The following is a 21,065-nucleotide window of genomic DNA, read 5'->3' as shown; positions in this document are numbered from 1 at the left end:
TCAACCCTGCGTGCGGGGATCGTCGTCCTCCTCGGCATCCTTCACATAGTCCGCGTACTTGTCCGCGTAGTCGATGTACTGGTCATCGTCATGGCTGGAACCGCTGTTGCCGGCCAGCTCACGCTCCAGTGCCGACAAATCAGTGGCCGGGGAGAAATACTTCATGTCCCGGGCCTGCTTGGTTGCTTTTGCCTTTTGACGGCCGCGCCCCATGAGCGTGACCCCCTTTGTTGTCCGTCCCCGTGCTGTCAGCCCTAGGCAGGGCTGGTCCGGAGTATGCACTGATCATGATGGTTCGTGGACACTAGGTTAACATGTTTCAGCACCCCTTGGAGCCGCCTGCCAGCGTGACGGCACCGAAAGGACCATGACCATGGACACACGCCCGGACGGGTCAGGCGACCAGTCAAGCCCTGACGCCCCCGAACCCACGGACGCAGCCGAGACCACGGAGCCGCCGGAGGCCCCTGAGACGGCCGAGACCGCCGGCTCCGGCGACCGCTACGTCCCCTACCTGCCGCCCCGCCAACCGGAGAGCACCCCGGTGCCCCGGCCCCGGCGGCTGCGTGGCTGGTGGATCGCCCTCGGCGCCCTGGTGGTCGCCGCCCTGGCCGTGTTCGTCCTCTGGCCGCTGCTGAGCTCTGCGCAGAACGGCCCCTCCGGCGAGACCGTGGAGCCCGGGCCCAGCGTGTCCCGCAACGCCGAACCCGGGCTGGACGGGATCGTGGCCCGCGAGGTGCCCCCCGCCCAGGTCCTGCCCGGTGACTGCCTGACCGACTTCGAGTCCGTGGGCGAGCCCTCCACCGTGGTGGAGTGCAACCGCGACCACGAGGCCGAGCTGGTCGGCCGCAAACTCTGGCCCACCGGCCGCGCGTTCCCCGAGGACATGCAGGCGGATGCCGAGCGGTTCTGCGCCACGATCGAGCTGGACAGCGCTGCAAACGCCCAGGTCATCGTCGAGATCTCCCACCCCACCCAGGGCACGTGGGACGCGGGCGATCGCCGCGTGGACTGCCTCGCCGTGGCCCATGACGGGACCCTGAGCACCTCCCTCGTGGGAGAGCCCGTCCTGGAGGACTGGACGGACCACGTGGACGGTTAGCCGGCCTTGCGGGTGACCGAGAGGCGGTCCTGCTCCTCGGAGCCAGACCCCTCGCCCGCGGCGCGGTCCACCAGGACCGTGTCCCCCTCGGCGATGGCGCCGGAGAGCAGGGCCCGGGCCAGCTGATCACCGATCTCGCGTTGCACCAGGCGGCGCAGCGGCCGGGCCCCGTAGGCCGGATCGAATCCGGTCAGGGCCAGCCACTCCCGCGCGGCGTCAGTGACCTCCAGCGACAACCGGCGGGAGGCCAGGCGGACGGCCAGTGCCTCCACCTGCAGGTCCACGATCCTCGTGAGGTCCTCGATGGACAGCGGATCGAACATGATGATGTCGTCCAGCCGGTTGAGGAACTCCGGCTTGAAGGAGGAGTTGACCACCCTCATCACCGCGTCCCTCTTCTCCGCGTCCCCCAGGCCCGGGTCCACCAGGAACTGCGAGCCCAGGTTGGACGTCATGATCAGGATGACGTTGCGGAAGTCCACGGTGCGGCCCTGGCCGTCGGTGAGGCGGCCGTCGTCGAGCACCTGGAGCAGGATGTCGAAGACCTCGGGGTGGGCCTTCTCCACCTCGTCCAGCAGGATCACCGAGTAGGGACGGCGCCGCACGAGTTCGGTCAGCTGACCGCCCTCCTCGTGGCCCACGTACCCCGGAGGGGCACCCACCAGCCGGGACACCGTGTGCTTCTCCGAGTACTCGGACATGTCGATGCGGACCATCGCGTGGTCGTCGTCGAACAGGAACGCCGCGAGCGACTTGGCCAGCTCGGTCTTGCCCACCCCGGTGGGGCCGAGGAACAGGAATGAGCCCGTGGGGCGGTCCGGGTCGGAGATCCCCGTACGGGAACGCCGGACGGCATCGGACACGGAGGCGACGGCGGCCCGCTGGCCGATCAGCCGCTCGCCGAGGTGGTCCTCCATGGACAGCAGCTTGTCCTGCTCGGACTGCAGCATGCGCCCGGCCGGGATCCCGGTCCAGGCCGAGATGACCTCCGCGATGTCGTCCGCGGTGACCTCCTCGGACACCATGGACGGTCCGGAGTGCTGCTGGCCCCCCGGGCCTCCGCCGGAACCGGACTCGGCCTCCACGGCGGCCTGCAGCTGCTTCTCCAGCGCGGGAATCTCCCCGTAGAGGATCCGCGAGGCCTCGGCCAGGTCACCGTCCCGCTGCGCCTTGTCCGCCGCGGAGCGCAGCTCGTCCAGCCTCACGCGCAGGTCACCGGCCTGATTGAGGTTCGCCTTCTCAGACTCCCACTGGGCGTTGAGTGCCGCGAGCTCCTCCTTCTGGTTGGCCATCTCCTCGCGCAGGGCGGCCAGCCGCTCCACGGAGGCCGGGTCCGATTCGTCCGCGAGCGCCAGCTCCTCCATGGTCAGGCGGTCCACCGAGCGGCGCAGCTGATCGATCTCCTCCGGGGCGGAGTCGATCTCCATGCGCAGCCGGGACGCGGACTCGTCCACGAGGTCGATGGCCTTGTCCGGCAGCTGGCGGCCGGAGATGTACCGGTCCGAGAGGTTGGCGGCGGCCACCAGGGCGGAATCGGCGATGGCGACTTTGTGGTGGGCCTCGTAGCGTTCCTTGAGCCCGCGCAGGATGGCGATCGTGTCATCCACGGTCGGCTCCCCCACATAGACCTGCTGGAACCGGCGTTCCAGGGCCGGGTCCTTCTCGATGTTCTCCCGGTACTCATCCAGGGTGGTCGCGCCGATCAGGCGTAGCTCGCCGCGGGCCAGCATGGGCTTGAGCATGTTGCCGGCGTCCATGGCCCCCTCGGAGGCCCCGGCACCGACGACCGTGTGGATCTCGTCGATGAACGTGACGATCTGGCCATCGGACTGCTTGATCTCCTCCAGCACGGACTTCAGCCGTTCCTCGAACTCGCCACGGTACTTGGCCCCGGCGATCATGGACCCCAGGTCCAGGGAGATCAGGGTCTTGCCGCGCAGGGACTCGGGGACGTCCCCGGCCACCATGCGCTGGGCGAGGCCCTCCACCACGGCGGTCTTGCCGACGCCGGGCTCGCCGATGAGCACCGGGTTGTTCTTGGTGCGGCGGGAGAGCACCTGCACCACGCGGCGAATCTCGGAATCGCGGCCGATGACCGGGTCGAGCTTGCCGGCACGGGCGATCTCCGTGAGGTCGGTGCCGTACTTCTCCAGGGCCTGGAAGGTGTTCTCCGGGTCCGGCGTGGTCACGCGGCTGTCCCCGCGGACCTCCTTGACGGCGGCAGAGAGCGCCTCGACGCTGGCACCGGCATCGCGCAGCGCGGTGCCGGCCTTGCCGGCGTCGGCGGCGAGGCCGAGCAGGAGGTGTTCGGTGGAGACGTAGTCATCCCCGAGGGCCTCGGCCTGCTGCTGTGCCGCCTGAACCACCAGCAGCGCCTGGCGGGACAGCTGGGCCTGCGCCACGGAGGATCCCGAGCTGGCCGGCAACTCCTTGATGGCGGTGGAGGCGGCGGTGGAGACGACGTCCGGGTCCACGCCGGCGGCCTTGAGGACCGCGACTGCCACGGAGGCACGCTGGTCCATCAGCGCCTTGAGCAGGTGTGCCGGTTCGATCTGCGGATTCCCGAGGGTGGAGGCGTTCATCGCCGCCCCGGACAGCACCTCTTGGCTCTTGGTGGTGAACTTTGCGTCCATGCTGGTCCTTCCTTGTCACCGGTCCCGGCCGGAGTCTCGGTTCGGGATGTCTGACGTCTTGTCCTGTGTCACCACAGGAGTCCTCAGTCAAAGTTGAGTCTAGTTAACTCAACTCTGTCTGGGCAGACGCTATTCCCACCCGGATGTCGGCGTCCGCGAGGAATTCCCGGGCCCGTCCCCACCGGCGATCGGTGGAGAACAGCTCCCACTGCTCCGCCAGTCCCTCGTCATGGATCTCATCGCGGAACCGGCGGAAGGCACCCCGGCCCTCTATGGCCCGTTCCAGCCGGTCCCGCAGCGCGACATCGTGTTGGCGGGCGGCAAAGTCCGCCATGTCCTGCCAGCCCTGCCTCGAACCGGCCAGGTCCACGGCGAGCCAGCGGTCCGGGTCGGCGTCCCGATCGGGCACGGCATCCTCCCCGACGACGGCCTCGTCCAGCATCTCGTCGAAGAGGACCTCCCCGGTGTGCAGGTCCACGACCCCGCCGGTCGAGAGCTCCGGGTCCGCCTCCATCACCGTGGCGAGCATGTCCAGGTCCACGGGCACCACCCGGCCAGGCAGCGGCTCGTCACGCAACCGGGCCAGCAGGTCCTCGGCCAGCTCGCGGTCCCCCGGACCGGCACGCCACGTGAGCCGGTTGATCACCGAGAGCACGGTCGGCGCATCGTCCTCGCGCCCGCGCTCCAAGACCGGGGCCAGCGCCAGACCGACCTGCTGCAGTACATCGTCGATGTCCCGCCCGCGCACCACCTCGAGGACGGCATCAGCGTCCCGGGCAGCCGCTGCCTGCCGGAGCCTCGTGGCATCCAGGGCCGGCACCTGCTCCGACGCCGGCCAGTCGCGCGTCACCATCGGGTGTCGCGTCGCGGGACGGGGCGGCACCCTGCCCACACCGTCGTCGTCGGACCAGCGGCGGCCGTACTGGTCCGGCATCGCACCCCACCCCCAGTACGGCAGGGGCTTGTCCGGCCGGATGCCCAGCTCTTCCACCGGATCGATCTTCCCCTGATCCACCACGCACCGGTGTACCCAGTCGTCGCCGAGATCAAAGGTGTACTGGAACTCCTCCCCCAGGGACACCGTCCGGGTGACCTTGGCGGCCTCGATGTCCAGGGGCGATGCCAGCGGCCCTCCCGGTGAGGACGCCATCTCGGTGCCTGATTCCTCATCGGTCACGATTCGCCCGTCGGACAGCGTGAACACGGACAGATGGGAGCGATCCCACCGGGCGAAGGCGTCGTTGACGGCGTTGGCCAGGTCCATGAAGGTATGCGACGGCCCCACAGCGAAGATACGCCCGGGCCAGGGCCAGAGGTCTCCGCCTCGCCCGCCGAGCAGTTCCACCGTCACCGAGTACCACGTTCGCGCCATGGCCCCATCATGACACCCGGGAGCGGGCGTGGTCAGGCGCTCAGTGCTCCCAGTTCGGCGAGGTAGACCGCCCTGGCCTTGAGGATGGACATGATGTGGTCGCTCAGGTCCAGCTCGTCCAGATCGAGGTCGAACAGGGTGGCGCGGTCCGGAATCGGGGTGATCGCCGCCCGAAGACGCCTCCGTTCCGTTTTCGGCAGCTCGTAATCCTGGACGATGTCCGCCAGGACGTCACGCAGGTCAAAACGGGCCGGTTCCTCTGCGGTCTCGAGCACTGCGAGCGCGGCCTCGAGCCACCGGTGGTTCTCTGGTTCGGAGGCTTCCAGGGCATCGGTGACCACACCGAAGAGCCTCAAGTGCGCGGCCCACGCAGCCGGTGCTGCCTCTTCGTGGTCATCGAACGGCAATCGGGCCGCGCGGTCGGCGTATCGCCGGGCACGGTCGGTATCGTCGGCCTCCAGGGCCCGGACCGCCTTGTCGAGCAGGTTATCGGCGGCGGCCTGGCCGGCGCGGCTGAACGGCTGGAGCGTCCGGCCGGAGACGGCGTCGGTGTCGCCGAGGGGACGGTCTGCCTGTTCGGCCAGGATTGCCTGCAGTGATCGCACCATGTCGGTTCGCTCGTCGTGATCCATCGTGCCGAGTCTAGTAGCACCTGCCGCCGCTGCACCGTCCGTCGTAGCAGCGAAGCACCGGGAAGGTGGCCGTCCTCAGGGCCGCCTCCTCGGAGGGATGGTCCGCCCCACCTGTTACATGTAACATTGATTCATGGCCAGTACACGGGACCGAGTACGTGAATATCGAAAGCGCCTGCGCCGCCAGGGCCTTCGGCCGATCCAGATCTGGGTACCGGACACACGGAATCCCGCGTTTGCCGGGGAGGCCCACCGGCAGTCAGCCGCCATCGCCGCCCGCGAGAACGACTCCGACGATCAGGCCTTCGTCGACTCGATCTCCATCGACTGGGATGACGGTGCGGAGCCGTCCGCATGAGGCGAGGTGACATCGTCATGGCCGCGGCTCGCGGCGCCTACACCGGCAAGCCGAGGCCGGTGGTCATTGTTCAAGACCACCGATTCGATGCGACGACGTCGGTGACCGTCTGCCCTTTCACCTCCCACCCAGTCGATGCACCCCTGGTCCGGATCTCCATAGAACCTTCCGCGGCCACCGGGCTCGATGCAATCAGCCACATCATGGTCGACAAGATCACGACCATGCCGCGGACGGGCGTGCGAGAGCAGGTGGGGCGAATCGCAGACACAGATCTCGTTCGGCTCGATCGTGCACTCCTGGCCTTCCTCGGACTCGCCGGCTGAGGCAGCACTCAACACGCCGCAGGGGTCCTCTGCGAGGTACCGCCACCAGCACAGCACCGGATAACCTCGACACCATGCCCCGCCGCCTGCTTCGCCGTCCGGCACCGGCCCATACCTACGTTCGGCCGCGGTTGACCCTGTTCCACGTGATCCGCCGGACCATCATGAAACTGGTGGGCATGCAGGTGTGGGACGTGGCGGGCGGGATGACCTTCTACACGCTGCTGTCCGTGGTGCCTGGGGCGATCGCCATCGTCTCCATCGTCTCCATGCTGGGGCTGGAGGACGAGACCGTGGTGACCGCCGCCGGGCTGGTCCACGATCTGCTGCCGGAGATCAATCCGGACGTCCTCGCCTCCACGCTGCTGTCCCTGGCCAACAGCTCCACCGGCGTGCTGGGCCTCGTCCTCGGCCTCATCGGCTCCATCATCGCCGCCTCCAACGCGCTGGCCTCCTTCCACCGGGCCATGCACCGCATCTACGACACCCGTGAGGGCCGGCCGTTCCTCTGGTTCCGCACGGTGATCTTCTTCGAGACCCTCGTCCTGATGGTCGCCCTGATCGTCGTTCTGCTGCTGGTGCTGATCGGCGGGGACCTCTCCGCTCGGATCGGTGATCTGCTGGGCCTCACCGCAGCCACGGTGACCCTGTGGAACGTGCTGAAGTGGCCGGCCATCCTGGCCGTGCTCGTCTTCGTGGTCTCCGTGGCCTACCACTTGGGCCCGAACGTGGTGCAGCCCCGTTTTCGATGGCTGTCCTGGGGCGGGCTGACCGCCGTCCTCGCCCTCTTCGCCATGACCCTGCTCCTCGGATGGCTGGCCACCTACGCCGCGGCGCTGAACTGGCTCCTCGGCACCCTGAGCGGCCTCGGCGTGGTCATGATGGTCTCCTGGGTCAGCTTCATCGTGCTCGTGGCCGGCGCCGCGTTCGACGCCGAACTCCTCCGCGGCCGCCAGCTAGCCGCCGGCCTGCCAGCCTGGGACGTCCTGCAATTGCGCACCCGGTACACCCGTACCCTCAAGTTCCTGGACGAGGACGCCGCCCGGGCCCATTCCACCGCTCGGGCAGTGGTCGAGTCGGTCCGCACCGGTGAGCCCGTCACCGTGTCCAGGAGTCCCTGGATCGCCGAGGCGGACACGTTCTGGTCCATCGACTCGTCTGACCGGCCGGTCTCCACTGGGAGGCCCTACCGGACACCTCCCCCGGACCACATGTCCGACTAGATCCAGCCCTGCTCCCAGGCCACCTGGGAGGCCTCCCGCCGGGTCCCCACTCCGAGCTTGCCCATGGCCGAGGACAGGTAGTTGCGCACCGTGCCCGGCGCCAGGTGCAGCCACTCGGCGATCTGCTGCACGGTGGCCGCATCCCGGCCGGCCCGCAGCACGTCCAGCTCCCGGTCCGTCAGGGGGCTCCGCTCCCCGCCGAGGGCCGTGGCGGCGATGTCCGGGTCCACGTACCGCTTGCCGGCGGCCACGTCCCGGATCACCTTGGCCAGCTCCTCGGCCGGAGTGGACTTCGGCACGAAGCCGGACACCTTTTCGTTCAGCGCCCTCCGCAGCACCCCGGGCCGGGCATGCCGGGTCACGATGATGACCTTCGTGGCCACCTGTCGCAGGATCTGTCCGGCGGCCTCCACGCCGTCCATCTCCGGCATCTCCAGGTCCAGCAGGCAGACGTCCGGCGTCAGTTCCCGGGCGGCGGCGACCGCCTGGCGCCCGTTGTCCACGCCGGCCACCACCTCGAAGTCCGCCTCCAGGCCCAGCAGGGTCTCGAGCGCGCCGCGGATCAGCACCTCGTCGTCGGCGATCAGCAACCGGATCATGGGGTGGGCTCCTTCAGCGGGACGGTGGTGGATTCGGGGTGGCCCCGGCCCGGCGCTGCGGGCAACCGGGCCTCGAGGACGAAGGCGCCGTCGTCGTACCGGCCGGTCACCGCACCCCCGGAGGAGGCGAACCGCCGGTTCAGGCCGCACAACCCCGTGCCCGACGCCGGCTCGCCCACCCCGGGTGCCCCGGGGCCGCCGGGTGCCTCGGCGCCCCCACCGACGGGTCTCTCGACGCCGTCGTTCACCATGGCCAGCCGCAGTCCGCCGTCGGTGTCCTCCAAGGTGATGGACACCTTCGTCGCCGAGGTGGCATGGCGCAGGATGTTGGTGGCGCCCTCGCGGACGGCCAGGCCGAGCAGGGTGCGCACGGCGAGGTCCTCCACCAGGACCCCCCGCATGGCGACGGTGGCGCCGGACGCCTCGAGGACGTCCTTGGCATTGGCGATCTCCTCCTCGAGGGAGACCTCGCGCAGGTTGCGCACCAGCGAGCGCGTCTCCTCCAGGGCGGTGCGAGCGATCGTCCGGACCTCGTGGATGTTCGCCGCGGCGGCATCGGGCTGCCCCGCACCCATCAGTCGCTCGGCCAGTTCGGCCTTGAGGGCGATGACCTGCAGGTGATGGCCCTGGATGTCATGCAGGTCCGAGGCGAAGCGCAACCGTTCGCGCGCCACGGCCAGCTGGGCCGCGTCGCGGCGGGCGACGTCCAGTTGGACCACGATGTTCCACCACCACACGGAGAAGAGGAAGACCACCGGGACGAAGACGATGAAGAAGACCAGCGCAGGCATCTGCTGCGCGGCCGCCTCGCTGGGGATGACCACCCCCGTGATCAGCTGCCCGGCCCACCAGTGCACCGCGATCAGGGCAATGGCGACCGCGATGACCACCCGGCGGGTCAGGCCGCGGACCAGGATGGCCAGGATGTTCGCGGCGATCCACAAGGAGATCCCCCCGGGGAATGCCCCTCCCGGCAGCCACAGGGTCAGCACCCACGCGAGGCCTGCCGGCGCCAGCAGGAGCACGGTGGCCCACGGTCGCGGCCAGCCTGCTCCCATGCCGTTTCTGACCAGCCAGCTGCAGATGGACTGGGTCAGCCCTCCGATCGCGATCAGCACGGCGGAAACACTCACCAGCCACCCGTCGTGACCGCCGGCCTCGAGATGAAAGAACCGCAGCATGGCCGCTGTGATGAAGGCCATGAACACGGCGAACAAGACCATCGAGACGTACGTGTACCACCAGGTGACCTGCACGCCGCGGACGGACCGGCCGGGCACCGTGGACGGCAATTGTCCCGATGGTCGGTTCACAGACGGTTCTGGCTGGCTCACGGTCCCCAGGGTAGGCCGATGACAACTGTCACGGGATGGCGGTGACGCTTTCGGGCGCGGGGATGACAGCCGGGCACTGCCGCTGACCCGATCGCCCGACGAGGCTGGAAGCACACCAACCGCAGAACAGCAGAACAGCGGTCCACCTGCATCGAGGCCATCACACCGGCCTCGGCACTGAAAGGCACCACCATGGACATCCTCGCCAGCATCCAGTCCTTCACCGAGTCCCTGCCGACCGCCCTGCGGTTCGTCGGAGTCGTGCTCGCCGCATTCATCCCCTATATCGAGGGAGAGGGCGGCGCCATCGTCGGCATCATCGCCGGCATGGATCCCTGGCTCGCCATCCCGGTGGCCATCCTCGCCAACCTGGCCATCGTGGTGGTGATCGTCCTGTCCTTCGAGAAGATCCGCGCCGCGATCATCAACCGCCGGATCGCCGCCGGCAAGACGCCGAAGCCGGTCTCAGAGAAGCAGCAGAAGGTCCGCCGTGCGCTGGACAAGTACGGCGTCCCCGGCGTCTCCCTGCTCGGGCCCTTCCTGCTGCCGACCCATTTCACCGCCGCCGCCTTGACGTCCTCCGGCATCACCAAGGGCCGGGTCATCACCTGGCAGGCCGTGGCCATCGTCCTCTACTCCACCGTGTTCGGGATGCTGTTCTACGGTGTGCTCTCCGTGGTGGCCTGAGCCGGCGCGGGCTACGGTGACACCATGACCTACTCGCCGGGACCCCACGACCTGACAGCACTGACCCGCACCACGCTCGAAGCCGCCCTGGACAACCCCCACGGTCGCCATGGTGACCTGCTGTTGCGGGACGGCCACCTGCGCCAGTCGATCATCGCCCTGAAGTCCGGGGCACACCTGGCCGACCACAACGCCCCGCCCGCCGCCACGCTGCAGGTGCTGCTCGGCGCGGTGGACGTCACCGCCGGGTCCGGAACGGATCTGCACCTGGAGCAGGGCCACCTCGTCCAGCTCACGAAGGAACGCCACGGTGTGACGGCCCGGGAGGACAGCGTCTTCCTGCTGACCACCGTGACCGGGGTGGACGAGGGCAGCCACGGGGACTGATCCCCCTCGCGCCGGCACACCCGTCAGGCCGCCCGCCGGTCCGCCCGGTGGCCCGCCCCTCTTCCCGGTAGACTGTCCGTCTCGACGCCCTGCACTGCAGCAGGGTCCCCCGCACCGGAAGACCCTTCATGACCCCGTCCCGCACCCGACTCGCCCTGGTGGCCGTCCTGGGAGCCGGTTCACTGGCCCTGAGCGGATGTGCCGTGCTCGGCCCCCAGCTCGGCGGCTCCGAGACCGGCGCCTCTTCGCCCCTGGTCGAGAGCCTCGACCTGGTCAACCCCGGACAGCTCACCGTCTGTTCCGACATCCCGTACCCGCCCTTCGAGTTCATGCAGGGCAGCGACCTGGTCGGGTATGACATCGACATCGTCCAGCGGATCGCCGACGACCTCGGCGTCCCCCTCTCCGTGGTGGACTCCTCCTTCGAGGCCATCGAGTCCGGGTCCTCGCTGACGGGCTGTGACATCAACGCCTCCTCGATCTCCATCACCGAGGCCCGCCAGCAGATCATGGCGTTCTCCGTGCCCTACCTGAACGACGACCTGGTGCTCGTGGCCCAGGAGGGGTCCGGCATCACCGATCTGGAATCGGCCCAGGGCAAGCGCGTGGGCGTCCAGGCCGCCACCACCGGGGAGACCTTCGCCGAGGAGAACGGCCTGTCCCCGATTCAGTTCGAGGACGGCGGCATGCAGATGGAGGCCCTCCGGGCCGGCACCGTGGAGGCCGTCCTCGGCAACCAGTCCGTGGTGCTCTACAACGTCAAGGACGACCCCCAGTACGAGGTGGTCGCGGAGCTGCCGACCGGTGAGCAGCTCGGCGTGGCCGTGGCCCCGGACCAGGCGAAACTGCTGTCCGCCGTGAACGCGTCGCTGCAGGGCATGGAAGAGGACGGCACCCTCGACGAGTCGCGCGCGCGCTGGTTCGGCGAGGCAGCAACGGAGGGCGATCAGTGAGCACCGTCAACACCACCGGCCCGGCGTCGGGCCCCAACCCCTCTCCGGGCAACAGCCCCCAAACCGGCCGCAGGATGAGCAACCGGCGCCGCCGGCAGATCTCCCTCGGCCTGCAGGCCGGCGTCTTCGTCCTGGCCATCGTGATCCTCGTGGCCGTCATGGACTGGCCGACGCTGGGCCAGTCCGTCTTCAATTTCGCGGAGATCGGCCCCCTCTTCCCGGACATCATCCTGGTGGGCCTGGGCAACACCCTGCTGTACACGGCCTCGTCGTTCGTGGTCGGCCTGCTGGGCGGCACGCTGTTGGCCCTGATGCGGCTCTCCTCCTTCCCGCCATACCGCTGGCTGGCCACCGCCTACATCGAGCTGTTCCGCGGCCTGCCCGCCCTGCTGGTCTTCATCGCCTTCGGCTACGGCGTGCCCTTCGCCTTCGGCGTCCAGTGGCCCATCCCCCTCGTGGTGATGGTCTCGCTGGGCATGGTCTCCTCGGCCTACATCGCCGAGACCCTGCGCGCCGGCCTGCAGGCCGTGCCGAAGGGACAGGCCGAGGCCGCCCGCTCCCTGGGCATGCCGGCCTGGCGCGCCATGGTCACGATCGTCATCCCCCAGGCCTTCCGCCTGGTGCTGCCGCCCCTGACCAATGAGGTCATCCTGCTGACCAAGGATTCCTCCCTCGTCTACGTCCTGGGACTGGCCGCCTACGAGTACGAGCTGACCAAGTTCGGCCGGGACGGCATCACCGCCCTGGACGCCGGCCTCACCCCGGTGCTCGTGGCCGGTGTCATGTACCTGATCATCACCGTCCCCCTGTCCCTGCTGGCGCGGAAGTTCGAATCGCGCACCAACCGCACGCGCGTCTGAGAGGCCACGATGACCGAGACCACCAGCCACGCCAGCGCCATCCGCGCCGGCGGCGTCGCCATCACCGGACTGCACAAGTCCTACGGCTCCAATGAGGTCCTCAAGGGCATCGACCTGACCGTGGCCCCCGGCGAGGTGGTGTGCCTGATCGGCCCCTCCGGCTCGGGCAAGTCCACCCTGCTGCGCTGTGTGAACCTGCTGGAGACCCCCAACCAGGGCACGGTGGCCGTGTCCGGCTTCGACGCCACCGATCCGGAGGTGGACCTCAACGCCATGCGCCGCCACGTCGGCATGGTGTTCCAGCAGTTCAACCTGTTCCCGCACCTGTCCGTGCTGGAGAACTGCACGGTGGCCCAGGTCAAGGTCCTGCGGCGCGCCAAGGCCGAGGCGGCCGGCGTCGCCCGGGAGAACCTGCGCCGCGTGGGATTGGACGGCTTCGAGGACCGGTACCCGGACCAGCTCTCCGGCGGCCAGCAGCAGCGCGTGGCCATTGCCCGCGCGCTGTCCATGGACCCGCAGCTGATGCTCTTCGACGAGCCGACCTCCGCCCTGGACCCGGAGACCGTGGGAGAGGTGCTCTCCGTGATGCGCGGCCTGGCCGGCGCCGGGATGACCATGCTCGTGGTCACCCACGAGATGGGCTTCGCGCGCGAGGTCGCGGACCGCGTGGTGTTCATGGACGGCGGCGTGGTGGTCGAGGAGGGCCCGGCCGAGCAGGTCATCGGTTCCCCCACCCAGCCCCGCACCCAGGACTTCCTGCGCCGGGTCCTGAACCCGACCGACGTCGAGCTCTAGGCCGTCACCCCGGCCGCCGGGGTGTCCGGGCTGTAGTGCCTCTTCTGGGCGGGGTAGTAGTCGGCGAAGTCCACCGCGTCCACGTCACCGCCGTCCAGGGCCACGGTGAGCCGGTCGAGATAGTACTCCCAGCCGGGTCCGACATCACCGGCCTCATCCTTCGAGCCGGCCAGCGGCTGGCGGAAGACCAGATCCGTGTCCGTCCCCGCGCCCGACGCCGACCGGTCCAGGGACACCCGGAGCCGCCAGGGATTGCCGTTCGGATCGGCCAACGTCACGTGCAGGCGTGCCGGTCGTTCGCAGACCTCGATCACACACTCGCCCGGATGCTCCGGCGCCTCCACCATGGCCAGCTGCACGCTGCCGCTGGACGGGTCCCCCGTGTAGGTGCCATACCAGCGCAACAGCTCAGGGTCCGCCAGGTAGCTCCAGACGTCCTCCGGCGGGTGCCCGAGGGTGCGCTGGATCTGGATCGTGGGGCCCTCCGGACCGTCGACGACCGCCCCCGTGGGTTCGCGATGTTCTTCGTGGCGTGGCATGCGCCCATTGTGAACCCTCTGGCAGGCTGGGTCCATGCTGCCTGACCCGGACCAGTCCCCCGCCACTCCCGCCCCTGCCGCCTCCCCGTCCCCGTTCTTCCCGGACGGCCGGTCCATGTTCGAGAGGATGGTCGCCGGTGATCCCTACCTCGCCGATGACCCCCGGCTCGAGGAACTCTCCACAGCGGCCTCCCTGCTGACGGAGCAGTACAACGCCACCTCCGTCACCGAGCCGGACCTCCGTGGGCGGCTGTTGTCCCAGTTGCTGGGCTCCCTCGGCGAGGACGTGGTGATCCGCCCGCCGTTCCACGTGGACTACGGGCGGTTCATCAGCATCGGTGACCGCACCTTCGCGAACTTCGGCCTGATGGTGCTGGACGTGGCCCCGGTGCGGATCGGCGCGGACGTGCAGATCGGCACGAACGTCCAGCTGCTCACCCCGACCCACCCCCTCGAGCCGGGCCCGCGCCGGGACAAGTGGGAGGGCGCCGAGCCCATCACCATCGCGGACAACGTGTGGCTCGGTGGCGGCGTGATCGTAGGCCCCGGCGTGACGATCGGCGAGAACACGGTGGTGGGCGCCGGTGCCGTGGTGACCCGGGATCTGCCGGCCAACGTGGTCGCCGTGGGGGTGCCCGCCCGGCCCGTCAAGGACCTTCCCGCCGATCCCGACGGCGGGTGGTCCCGGTTGGCGGCCGGGGGCTAGGGCGTGTCTCCTATATGAGGCGTGATTGATCGGCGAAACTGGGTGCGTGTCATCAATTGTGGGTTCTCGTTCGCGTCGGTTGAGTGATGCGCAGTGGGCGGTGATCGGGCCGTTGCTGCCGTCGAATGCCGGGCGGCGGGGCCGGCCGTTCGAGGATGATCGGCGGGTTGTGGACGGGATCATCTATCGGTTTCGGACCTCGACTCCGTGGCGCGATATGCCCCGGGCGGAGTTTGGGCCATGGCAGACGATCTGGAAGCGACACCGCCGGTATGCCGGGGACGGCACCTGGGATCGGGTCTTGCAGGCGTTGCTCGCGCAGGCGGACGCAGCGGGTTTGATCAACTGGGGCGTGAGCGTCGACGCGACAATCGCGCGTGCGCATCAGCATGCGACGAACACGACGCGCCCTGACCAAGACACAGGGGGCGGTGTCGAATCACAAGAATCTGCCGCTGGGCGAGGTTGAACCTGCAGGTCACGGCATCGGTCGAACCCGGGGTGGACTGACAACGAAGATCCACCACGCTGTCGACGGCAACGGCCTCCCATTGGCCATCGTCGTCACCGGCGGGCAGCGCAACGACGGGGCGATGCTCGAACAGGTCCTCGACGACATCCGCATTCCCCGGATCGGTCGAGGTCGTCCTCGCACCAGGCCGGATGCGGTCTTGGGCGACAAGGCCTACGGCAGTGGTGTGAACAGGCGCATGCTCCGCGCCCGCGGAATCACGGCGGTGATCCCGGAGAAGAGCGACCAGATCGCCTCCCGCAAACGCAAGAGGAGCGCGGGCGGCAGGCCGCACTCGTTCGATGTCGAGGCCTACAAAGACCGCAACGTCGTCGAGAGGTCCTTTGCACTCGTCAAGCAATGGCGTGGCATCGCCACCCGCTACGACAAACTCGCCATCACCTACCGAGCCGGCGCCGTCCTCCACGCCTGCCTCACCTGGGCCACCCTATTAGGCGACACACCCTAGCTCGGAGAGTGTGCCGTACCGAGGCTCCAAGCTAGCGGTCGACATCGCGTAGTAGGCCGACTGGCCAGTGGCCACGTGGGTGATCTTCTGCTTGGCGGCGTTGTCCTGTGCCCAGGGGGTGACCGTGAACCCCATGGCCAGGATGGCGGCCGTCAGCAGGCCCAGGACGATGGCACCGACCATGATCGAGGGCAGGTCCCCGGCGTCGCGTTGGTTGGACAGGAGCCAGCTGAACGTAGCGCGGCACCTGTGGTCGGTTCTCATGACTGCGCACATACGCAGGCCGAGGTGGCTGGGTTGTAGTGGGATCAATATCGGGGTCCAAGCGCCACAGTGACGGCCTAACTGGTAGCACACCTTCTCGCGACCGTAGGTCTACTGGGAAGACCATGGGGCTATGCGCACTTCTTCGGCCCCCCTGTCAGTCCGATGCGTCACTGCCATCGAAGCGATAGACACTTGCGGTGACCTGCAGCACAGGAAATACTTCCCTTGTCACTCAGAAAGAATCCAGAGGGGAACATGAAACACTTACGAACAACTGCCAGCGCTGTCTTCGTTGCAGCCGCGCTACTCTTCACCGCAATGCCAGCGCAAGCAGCTGAAGCGATTGAGGCAGGTCCTGATTCCCCTGCCAATCAGTCAGCGAACGCCGAACAGGTCTACGTGCTCGACGAAAATGACGCTGTGACTCAGAACGGGCAGACCTTCTACCCCGCACCGCCCGAAACCCAGGACATGCATGTCATCATGCCTGATGTGGCTGAAGACCTGGGCATCAATAACATCGGCGCCCTCAATCGTGAGAAGAGCCGGCAGGTCGAGCAGCAGCTGGCTTCCGCAACGACGGCCGAAGATGACGCACCGACCACCATGGCGTCCAATGCGTCATGGACTTCCATCAGCGTGTATGCCAACGGCCACTACGGCCCCTGGACCAATCGATCCCGTTCCATTCAGGGTTCTCATGGAACGCGCTGGACGCCGCAGTGGGCCACTACCAACGATCTTCTGGCAGGCAACATGTGCGCCCAGGCCATCGGATGGGACTACCTCTACTCCTGGGGTGGGTACGGTTACTACGAACGCCAAATCCACATGGGATGCGTATCTGGGCGGAACTCGGTTCCCTGGGGCAACGTGTCCGCCTACCCACAGTTGCGTATGACCAACATCAGTACTTGGGCGGGCTTAGCACGGTTCCAGTAGCCCTTGGCAGATAGGAAGGACTCCACCATGACTGGTAGTCGAACACGAAACACATTGATTGGCTCTACGACCGTGGTGGCAGTCGGACTGCTGCTAGCGGCATGTGGTGGTGGTCAGGCCAGCACGGCCGACCCAAGTGCTTCCGGCTCTATGGCGCCCTCAGCTTCTGCGTCAGGCCAGCATTTCGACAGCCTGGAGGCCGTCTTCACCGCAGTCGATGACGAACTGGGTTGTCCCGCAGAAGTCAGCGGGGACCATTCGTTCATGATCGACGGCGAGCCGACAGGGTTGCCTGGACGTCAGTGTGGCAACAACCTCCTGATCGGCTGGTCGGATGACCCGACTAAGGCGGAGGCGGCACTGGGAATAGTGGCAGACGCTGATGGCGAGGTCTCAGCCGTGCAGGGCCCAGGGTGGTTCGTCGCCGATGTTTCCGAAGTCGCCGAGAGAGCCGATATGTCCGGGCCGGATTCGGAGTCCAATGATCTGAAGGCCCTGGCCGAACAACTCGGGGCCTCATACGGGGCGCTATAGCGCCCACGTACTGGCACTCGGCAGTGGTCGCCTAGCAGCATCCGACGACTACGGCCGAGTGCCAGTAGCGCCGCGAACCTCGGTCAGCAAAACCGCGTGTTTGCGCGGCCGAAACCAAGTACCTGGTTAAGTAGCACCCGGCATCGCGACCTGCATCTAAAAGCCCACAGTCACCTATCATGTGGCCGCAGTCATCCATGCCTGCATCGCCTGGGCAAACCTATTTAGGAGACACGCCCTAGTCAGCCGGTGTCAGGGCCGGACGGCCCCTCACCGACGGGGGTCAATGTGGGCCGGCCGGTCCCGCGGAGGCCGGGCCGGCCGATCCGGCCTCATAGTCCCGCAACGGCACATCCCCGGACGCGTAGGCCGCCGCGATCAGGGCCAGGATGCGCCAGCCCTCCTCGGCCCCGTCACCGCGGACGGTGAAGGCCGTCTTGTCCTCGAGCACCCAGCGCAGCACCGAGCCGTAGGCCGTCAATCCCGGCTCGGGCAACTCCGTGGAGAGCACCGTTCGGGTCATACCCCGGGAGTCGAACGGGCCTCCCGCGTTGAGTTCCAGGTCGATCCGTTCGTCCTCAAAACCGACCCGCAGCACGTCCGGGGGCTGGGGCCCCGAGGAGGGGAACTGCTCGTAGTCGTGCGGCGGGCGGCGGAAGACCACGGCGATCTCCTGCCGGGGCGCGCCGATGGCCTTGCCGCTCCGCAGCACCACCGGCACGCCGTTCCAGCGCCAGGAGTCCACCTCGACGACCACTTGGGCGAAGGTCTCGGTCTCCCGTTCCGGGTCCACGCCCTCCTCGTCCACATAGGACGGCATGGTCCGGCCGTCCACGGTTCCGGCGGTGTACCGGCCGCGTACGACGGACGGGGCCCCATCAGCCGAGTCGCCCCCGGACCACAGCCGGGCCGCCCGCAGGACGTGGGCGGTGTTGGCGGGAATCTCCACGCCGTCGAACCGGGTCGGCGGGTCCATCATCACCAGCGCCATGACCTGGAGCAGATGGGACTGGATCATGTCCCTCGCAGCCCCGGTGGCCTCATAGAACCCGGCACGCCCCTCCAGCCCGAGCACCTCGTCGAAGACGATCTCGATCCGCTCGATGTGGTCCCGGTTCCACAGCGGTTCCAGGATGCGGTTCGCGAAACGCAGGCCCACGAAGCCGAGCACACCGGGCAGACCGAGGAAGTGGTCCACGCGGAAGATCCGTTCCTCGGGGACGAACCCGGCCAGCAGGGCGTTCAGGTCCCGGGCGGAGTCCAGGTCGGTGCCGAAGGGCTTCTCCAACACGAGCACGGTGTCCTGGGGCAGCTGCCCCGCGTCATGCACCCGCGAGAGCGCCTCACAGGAGGCCATGGTCACGGACGGCGGGAGCGCGAAGTACAGGCCGAGGGGCCCCTCCACCCGGTCCAGCAGGGCGGCGAGGTGGTCGGGATCGGTGGCGTCCGCCGTGATCCATCGCGCCGCGTCCAGCGTGTGGCGCACCGCCGGCAGGGCCAGCTGATCCTCGTCGAGCACTCCGGCGAACGCCTCCCGCACCACGGCGGCGAAGTCCTCCCGCTCGTCCAGGCCGGAGCCGACCAGCGTGATGCCCCGTTCCGGCACCCCGGCGGCCAGGCAGGTGGCCAGCCCTGGCAACAGCAGCCGCCGGGTCAGGTCACCCGCGGCACCGAAGATGACCAGCGTGCGCAGTTCGCTCATGGGCCCACCGTATCGGCCCTGGGTCTATGCCAGGAACGGTTCATTCGGTAGACAGGGGACATGACGGACCAGACACCCTCCGCCCGCCCGCACCCGGCACCGGCTTCATCGGAACGGCCCAGATCCTCCCGCCCGCACCCTCGCCATCCCGCCGGGGCTACCCCGTTGGAGGACTACGCCCTGCTGTCCGATCTGAGCACCGGACCACTGGTGTCCCGGCGCGGGTCCATCGACTGGCTGTGCCTGCCGCGCTTCGACTCCCCCGCCCTGTTCTCCGCCCTGCTCGGCGGGCCCGACGACGGCCGGTGGAAGCTCTGGGCCGTGGACGGGGAGGTCGTGGAACGCCGCTACGTGCCCTACACCTTCATCCTCGAGACCGTCTGGCGCACCCCCACCGGCACCGTACGGGTGACCGATTTCCTGCCGCCGGCCGAGGCACAGGATGACCTGTACCGCCGCGTGGAGTGCCTCAGCGGCGAGGTGGTGGTGGAGCACGACCTGCGGATCCGCTTCGACTATGCCCGCGCCCTGCCCTGGTTCCGCCGCACCGAGCGGCCCGAACCGGCGCTGCTGTGCACGGCGGGGCCGGACGGCGTGCTGGTCACCGGTCCCCTGCTCTACGCCACCACCCGGCCGACCGCGGACGATGAACGGTCCGAGGAGGCGGCCGGCGGCGGACGGGGCGGGGCCGGCGTCGGGAATCCCGTCAGTGGGGACTCCGAGTACGGGCGCGAGCTCGGCGGGGAAGAGCAGCCCGCGGGTTCCCCGGACTCCGGCGGCCTCCCGGCACCCCGGCTGGCCGGCCGGTTCCGGTTGCGCGCCGGCGAGCGGCTGGACTGGGTGTTGACCTGGTTCCCCTCCTGGGAACAGCCTCCGGCCCCGGTGGAGCCGGAGGCGGCTCAGCACCGGACCCAGGAGTTCTGGACCGACTGGGCGTCCCGGCTGGAGGTCGATTCGCCGGAGGAACACCTCGTGGCCCGCTCCCTATTGGTGCTGCGGGCACTCACCAACCTGAAGACGGGCGGGATCGTGGCGGCGCCCACCACCTCGCTGCCGGAGGAGTTCGGCGGCTCGCGGAACTGGGACTATCGCTACACCTGGCTGCGGGATGCGGCCCTGACGATCGAGGTCCTGGTCTCCCACGGCTTCACGGAGGGCGCCCTGCACTGGCGGGACTGGCTGCTGCGGGCCGTGGCCGGGGACCCGGAGAAGCTGCGGATCATGTATGGCCTCGCCGGGGAACGGGAGCTGGACGAGAAGGAGCTGGATCACCTGGACGGGTACGCCGACTCCCGGCCCGTCCGGATCGGCAACGGCGCGGCGGATCAGTACCAGGCCGATGTGGTCGGTGAGGTGATGCTCGCCCTCGCCGAGCTCCGGGACGCCGGCGTCCACGAGGACGAGTATTCGTGGCGACTGCAGAAGTCCCTGCTGGCCTTCTGCGTCCGCAACATCGACCGCAAGGACCATGGGATCTGGGAGATGCGCGGCGAACCGCACTTCTTCACCCACGGCCGGGTGATGATGTGGGCTGCGTTCAATGAGGGCATCCGCGCCGTCACCGAGCATGGCCTGGACGGGGACGTGGCATCCTGGACCCGGCATCGCGATGGCCTGCGGGCGGAGATCCTGGAGCGTGGCTTCAGCACCGCACGGGAATCGTTCACCCAGACCTACGGGGGCAGCGAGGTGGACGCCTCCCTGCTGCAGTTGCCGCACACCGGTTTCCTGGCCGCCGACGATCCGATGATGCTCGGCACCGTGGCCGCCATCGAAGGGGACCTGATGGGCACGCGCGGGCTGGTCCACCGCTACCGCACCGGCGCCGACCTCGATGGCCTGGAAGGGCACGAGTACGCGTTCCTGATCTGCTCGTTCTGGCTGGTGGAGCAGTACGCCGCGTCCGGCCGGTTGGACGACGCCGAGGAGACCATGACGCTGTTGTGCTCCTGCGCCACCGACCTCGGCCTGCTGGCCGAGGAGTACGACGCCGGCTCGGGGCGCCTGGCGGGCAACTTCCCGCAGGCGTTCTCCCACCTCGCGCTCATCCGGGCCGCCGACGCCATCCAGAAGGCGCACCGCCACCCCAGCTGAGGGCCCACTGACGTCGAACCGCCGGGATGTCCTTCGGTCG

Annotated in this window: 23 protein-coding genes; 14 read left to right on the top strand and 9 right to left on the bottom strand. The window is 68.6% G+C overall.

Annotated features, from left to right (window positions below; all coding sequences use genetic code 11):
- The gene (locus AB0333_RS10895; RefSeq protein WP_188805886.1) at nt 1-213 is read right to left on the bottom strand and encodes a DUF3073 domain-containing protein; all 213 of its coding nucleotides are present in this window, start codon (nt 211-213) and stop codon (nt 1-3) included.
- 160 nt (nt 214-373) lie between these two features.
- Here AB0333_RS10895 and AB0333_RS10890 point away from each other — a divergent pair, with 160 nt between their 5' ends.
- Nucleotides 374-1,102 (top strand): hypothetical protein, encoded by a 729-nt coding sequence (locus tag AB0333_RS10890; RefSeq protein WP_366218709.1) that lies wholly within the window; start codon nt 374-376, stop codon nt 1,100-1,102.
- Here AB0333_RS10890 and clpB read toward each other — a convergent pair.
- The 3 genes from clpB to AB0333_RS10875 all read right to left on the bottom strand — a co-directional run bounded on the left by clpB (nt 1,099) and on the right by AB0333_RS10875 (nt 5,739).
- Nucleotides 1,099-3,735 (bottom strand): ATP-dependent chaperone ClpB, encoded by a 2,637-nt coding sequence (clpB, locus tag AB0333_RS10885; protein WP_366218708.1) that lies wholly within the window; start codon nt 3,733-3,735, stop codon nt 1,099-1,101. The genes AB0333_RS10890 and clpB overlap by 4 nt on opposite strands.
- A gap of 103 nt (nt 3,736-3,838) precedes the next feature.
- Complete coding sequence (locus tag AB0333_RS10880) at nt 3,839-5,107, bottom strand: hypothetical protein (protein ID WP_366218707.1); 1,269 nt, start codon at nt 5,105-5,107, stop codon at nt 3,839-3,841.
- A 32-nt stretch (nt 5,108-5,139) separates the two neighbouring features.
- On the bottom strand, nt 5,140-5,739 hold the full coding sequence (locus AB0333_RS10875; RefSeq protein WP_366218706.1) for a hypothetical protein: 600 nt from the start codon (nt 5,737-5,739) through the stop codon (nt 5,140-5,142).
- Nucleotides 5,740-5,872: 133 nt separating this feature from the next.
- On the opposite strand from AB0333_RS10875, the gene AB0333_RS10870 reads away from it, so the two are divergent.
- The 3 genes from AB0333_RS10870 to AB0333_RS10860 all read left to right on the top strand — a co-directional run bounded on the left by AB0333_RS10870 (nt 5,873) and on the right by AB0333_RS10860 (nt 7,646).
- Nucleotides 5,873-6,097 carry an antitoxin MazE family protein gene (locus AB0333_RS10870; RefSeq protein WP_366218705.1) on the top strand — a complete coding sequence of 75 codons (225 nt, stop codon included), beginning with the start codon at nt 5,873-5,875 and terminating at the stop codon, nt 6,095-6,097.
- Complete coding sequence (locus AB0333_RS10865; protein ID WP_366218704.1) at nt 6,094-6,423, top strand: type II toxin-antitoxin system PemK/MazF family toxin; 330 nt, start codon at nt 6,094-6,096, stop codon at nt 6,421-6,423. Before AB0333_RS10870 ends, AB0333_RS10865 begins: the two co-directional genes overlap by 4 nt.
- Nucleotides 6,424-6,497: 74 nt before the next feature.
- Nucleotides 6,498-7,646 carry a YihY/virulence factor BrkB family protein gene (locus AB0333_RS10860; RefSeq protein ID WP_366218703.1) on the top strand — a complete coding sequence of 383 codons (1,149 nt, stop codon included), beginning with the start codon at nt 6,498-6,500 and terminating at the stop codon, nt 7,644-7,646.
- On the opposite strand, the gene AB0333_RS10855 is transcribed toward AB0333_RS10860, so the two are convergent.
- Both AB0333_RS10855 and AB0333_RS10850 read right to left on the bottom strand, forming a co-directional pair.
- Nucleotides 7,643-8,245, bottom strand: a complete 603-nt coding sequence (locus AB0333_RS10855) for a response regulator transcription factor (RefSeq protein WP_366218701.1) — start codon at nt 8,243-8,245, stop codon at nt 7,643-7,645. The genes AB0333_RS10860 and AB0333_RS10855 overlap by 4 nt on opposite strands.
- On the bottom strand, nt 8,242-9,579 hold the full coding sequence (locus AB0333_RS10850; protein ID WP_366218700.1) for a histidine kinase: 1,338 nt from the start codon (nt 9,577-9,579) through the stop codon (nt 8,242-8,244). The genes AB0333_RS10855 and AB0333_RS10850 overlap by 4 nt, the downstream gene beginning before the upstream one ends.
- A 192-nt stretch (nt 9,580-9,771) precedes the next feature.
- Here AB0333_RS10850 and AB0333_RS10845 point away from each other — a divergent pair, with 192 nt between their 5' ends.
- The 5 genes from AB0333_RS10845 to AB0333_RS10825 all read left to right on the top strand — a co-directional run bounded on the left by AB0333_RS10845 (nt 9,772) and on the right by AB0333_RS10825 (nt 13,261).
- A complete protein-coding gene (locus AB0333_RS10845; protein WP_366218699.1) occupies nt 9,772-10,266 on the top strand; it encodes a small multi-drug export protein in 495 nt (164 codons plus the stop codon).
- Between the two features lie 24 nt (nt 10,267-10,290).
- On the top strand, nt 10,291-10,653 hold the full coding sequence (locus tag AB0333_RS10840) for a cupin (RefSeq protein WP_366218698.1): 363 nt from the start codon (nt 10,291-10,293) through the stop codon (nt 10,651-10,653).
- A gap of 128 nt (nt 10,654-10,781) precedes the next feature.
- A complete protein-coding gene (locus AB0333_RS10835; RefSeq protein WP_366218697.1) occupies nt 10,782-11,606 on the top strand; it encodes an ABC transporter substrate-binding protein in 825 nt (274 codons plus the stop codon).
- 74 nt (nt 11,607-11,680) lie between these two features.
- Entirely contained in the window at nt 11,681-12,466 is a 786-nt protein-coding gene (locus AB0333_RS10830) for an amino acid ABC transporter permease (RefSeq protein WP_366218719.1), read from the top strand.
- 9 nt (nt 12,467-12,475) lie between these two features.
- A complete protein-coding gene (locus tag AB0333_RS10825; protein WP_366218696.1) occupies nt 12,476-13,261 on the top strand; it encodes an amino acid ABC transporter ATP-binding protein in 786 nt (261 codons plus the stop codon).
- Here the strand turns inward: AB0333_RS10825 and AB0333_RS10820 are convergent.
- Nucleotides 13,258-13,800 carry an SRPBCC domain-containing protein gene (locus tag AB0333_RS10820; protein ID WP_366218694.1) on the bottom strand — a complete coding sequence of 181 codons (543 nt, stop codon included), beginning with the start codon at nt 13,798-13,800 and terminating at the stop codon, nt 13,258-13,260. The two genes, AB0333_RS10825 and AB0333_RS10820, sit on opposite strands and share 4 nt — an antisense overlap.
- A gap of 115 nt (nt 13,801-13,915) precedes the next feature.
- Between AB0333_RS10820 and AB0333_RS10815 the strand changes: the two genes are divergently transcribed.
- Both AB0333_RS10815 and AB0333_RS10810 read left to right on the top strand, forming a co-directional pair.
- Complete coding sequence (locus tag AB0333_RS10815) at nt 13,916-14,506, top strand: sugar O-acetyltransferase (protein WP_366218718.1); 591 nt, start codon at nt 13,916-13,918, stop codon at nt 14,504-14,506.
- Nucleotides 14,507-14,552: 46 nt separating this feature from the next.
- A protein-coding gene (locus AB0333_RS10810; protein ID WP_366218693.1) for an IS5 family transposase occupies nt 14,553-15,486 on the top strand; the annotation gives its coding sequence in 2 pieces (ribosomal slippage) (nt 14,553-14,930 and nt 14,932-15,486; 933 coding nt in all).
- On the opposite strand, the gene AB0333_RS10805 is transcribed toward AB0333_RS10810, so the two are convergent.
- The gene (locus AB0333_RS10805; protein WP_366218692.1) at nt 15,469-15,750 is read right to left on the bottom strand and encodes a hypothetical protein; all 282 of its coding nucleotides are present in this window, start codon (nt 15,748-15,750) and stop codon (nt 15,469-15,471) included. The genes AB0333_RS10810 and AB0333_RS10805 overlap by 18 nt on opposite strands.
- Nucleotides 15,751-16,008: 258 nt before the next feature.
- Here AB0333_RS10805 and AB0333_RS10800 point away from each other — a divergent pair, with 258 nt between their 5' ends.
- Nucleotides 16,009-16,695, top strand: coding sequence for a hypothetical protein (locus AB0333_RS10800; RefSeq protein WP_366218691.1), 687 nt, complete (start codon nt 16,009-16,011; stop codon nt 16,693-16,695).
- Nucleotides 16,696-16,722: 27 nt separating this feature from the next.
- The gene (locus AB0333_RS10795; protein ID WP_366218690.1) at nt 16,723-17,229 is read left to right on the top strand and encodes a hypothetical protein; all 507 of its coding nucleotides are present in this window, start codon (nt 16,723-16,725) and stop codon (nt 17,227-17,229) included.
- 283 nt (nt 17,230-17,512) lie between these two features.
- Here the strand turns inward: AB0333_RS10795 and AB0333_RS10790 are convergent, their stop codons facing one another.
- A complete protein-coding gene (locus AB0333_RS10790; RefSeq protein WP_366218689.1) occupies nt 17,513-18,931 on the bottom strand; it encodes a glucose-6-phosphate dehydrogenase in 1,419 nt (472 codons plus the stop codon).
- Between the two features lie 60 nt (nt 18,932-18,991).
- Between AB0333_RS10790 and AB0333_RS10785 the strand changes: the two genes are divergently transcribed.
- Nucleotides 18,992-21,025 (top strand): glycoside hydrolase family 15 protein, encoded by a 2,034-nt coding sequence (locus AB0333_RS10785; protein ID WP_366218688.1) that lies wholly within the window; start codon nt 18,992-18,994, stop codon nt 21,023-21,025.
- Nucleotides 21,026-21,065: the final 40 nt, after the last annotated feature.

Origin of the sequence: Citricoccus sp. NPDC079358 (genome assembly GCF_040702545.1) — a bacterium.
Taxonomy (GTDB): Bacteria; Actinomycetota; Actinomycetes; order Actinomycetales; family Micrococcaceae; genus Citricoccus.
The sequence above is the reverse complement of the archived record's forward strand: the minus strand, read 5'-3'. Positions and strand labels throughout refer to the sequence as shown.

Excerpts from the sequence above, each read along its gene's own strand:
- AB0333_RS10895 (WP_188805886.1), bottom strand. The coding sequence starts at position 213 with ATGGGGCGCGGCCGTCAAAAGGCAAAAGCAACCAAGCAGGCCCGGGAC.
- AB0333_RS10890 (WP_366218709.1), top strand. The coding sequence starts at position 374 with ATGGACACACGCCCGGACGGGTCAGGCGACCAGTCAAGCCCTGACGCC.
- clpB (WP_366218708.1), bottom strand. The coding sequence starts at position 3,735 with ATGGACGCAAAGTTCACCACCAAGAGCCAAGAGGTGCTGTCCGGGGCG.
- AB0333_RS10880 (WP_366218707.1), bottom strand. The coding sequence starts at position 5,107 with ATGGCGCGAACGTGGTACTCGGTGACGGTGGAACTGCTCGGCGGGCGA.
- AB0333_RS10875 (WP_366218706.1), bottom strand. The coding sequence starts at position 5,739 with ATGGATCACGACGAGCGAACCGACATGGTGCGATCACTGCAGGCAATC.
- AB0333_RS10870 (WP_366218705.1), top strand. The coding sequence starts at position 5,873 with ATGGCCAGTACACGGGACCGAGTACGTGAATATCGAAAGCGCCTGCGC.
- AB0333_RS10865 (WP_366218704.1), top strand. The coding sequence starts at position 6,094 with ATGAGGCGAGGTGACATCGTCATGGCCGCGGCTCGCGGCGCCTACACC.
- AB0333_RS10860 (WP_366218703.1), top strand. The coding sequence starts at position 6,498 with ATGCCCCGCCGCCTGCTTCGCCGTCCGGCACCGGCCCATACCTACGTT.
- AB0333_RS10855 (WP_366218701.1), bottom strand. The coding sequence starts at position 8,245 with ATGATCCGGTTGCTGATCGCCGACGACGAGGTGCTGATCCGCGGCGCG.
- AB0333_RS10845 (WP_366218699.1), top strand. The coding sequence starts at position 9,772 with ATGGACATCCTCGCCAGCATCCAGTCCTTCACCGAGTCCCTGCCGACC.
- AB0333_RS10840 (WP_366218698.1), top strand. The coding sequence starts at position 10,291 with ATGACCTACTCGCCGGGACCCCACGACCTGACAGCACTGACCCGCACC.
- AB0333_RS10835 (WP_366218697.1), top strand. The coding sequence starts at position 10,782 with ATGACCCCGTCCCGCACCCGACTCGCCCTGGTGGCCGTCCTGGGAGCC.
- AB0333_RS10830 (WP_366218719.1), top strand. The coding sequence starts at position 11,681 with ATGAGCAACCGGCGCCGCCGGCAGATCTCCCTCGGCCTGCAGGCCGGC.
- AB0333_RS10825 (WP_366218696.1), top strand. The coding sequence starts at position 12,476 with ATGACCGAGACCACCAGCCACGCCAGCGCCATCCGCGCCGGCGGCGTC.
- AB0333_RS10820 (WP_366218694.1), bottom strand. The coding sequence starts at position 13,800 with ATGCCACGCCACGAAGAACATCGCGAACCCACGGGGGCGGTCGTCGAC.
- AB0333_RS10815 (WP_366218718.1), top strand. The coding sequence starts at position 13,916 with ATGTTCGAGAGGATGGTCGCCGGTGATCCCTACCTCGCCGATGACCCC.
- AB0333_RS10805 (WP_366218692.1), bottom strand. The coding sequence starts at position 15,750 with ATGAGAACCGACCACAGGTGCCGCGCTACGTTCAGCTGGCTCCTGTCC.
- AB0333_RS10800 (WP_366218691.1), top strand. The coding sequence starts at position 16,009 with ATGAAACACTTACGAACAACTGCCAGCGCTGTCTTCGTTGCAGCCGCG.
- AB0333_RS10795 (WP_366218690.1), top strand. The coding sequence starts at position 16,723 with ATGACTGGTAGTCGAACACGAAACACATTGATTGGCTCTACGACCGTG.
- AB0333_RS10790 (WP_366218689.1), bottom strand. The coding sequence starts at position 18,931 with ATGAGCGAACTGCGCACGCTGGTCATCTTCGGTGCCGCGGGTGACCTG.
- AB0333_RS10785 (WP_366218688.1), top strand. The coding sequence starts at position 18,992 with ATGACGGACCAGACACCCTCCGCCCGCCCGCACCCGGCACCGGCTTCA.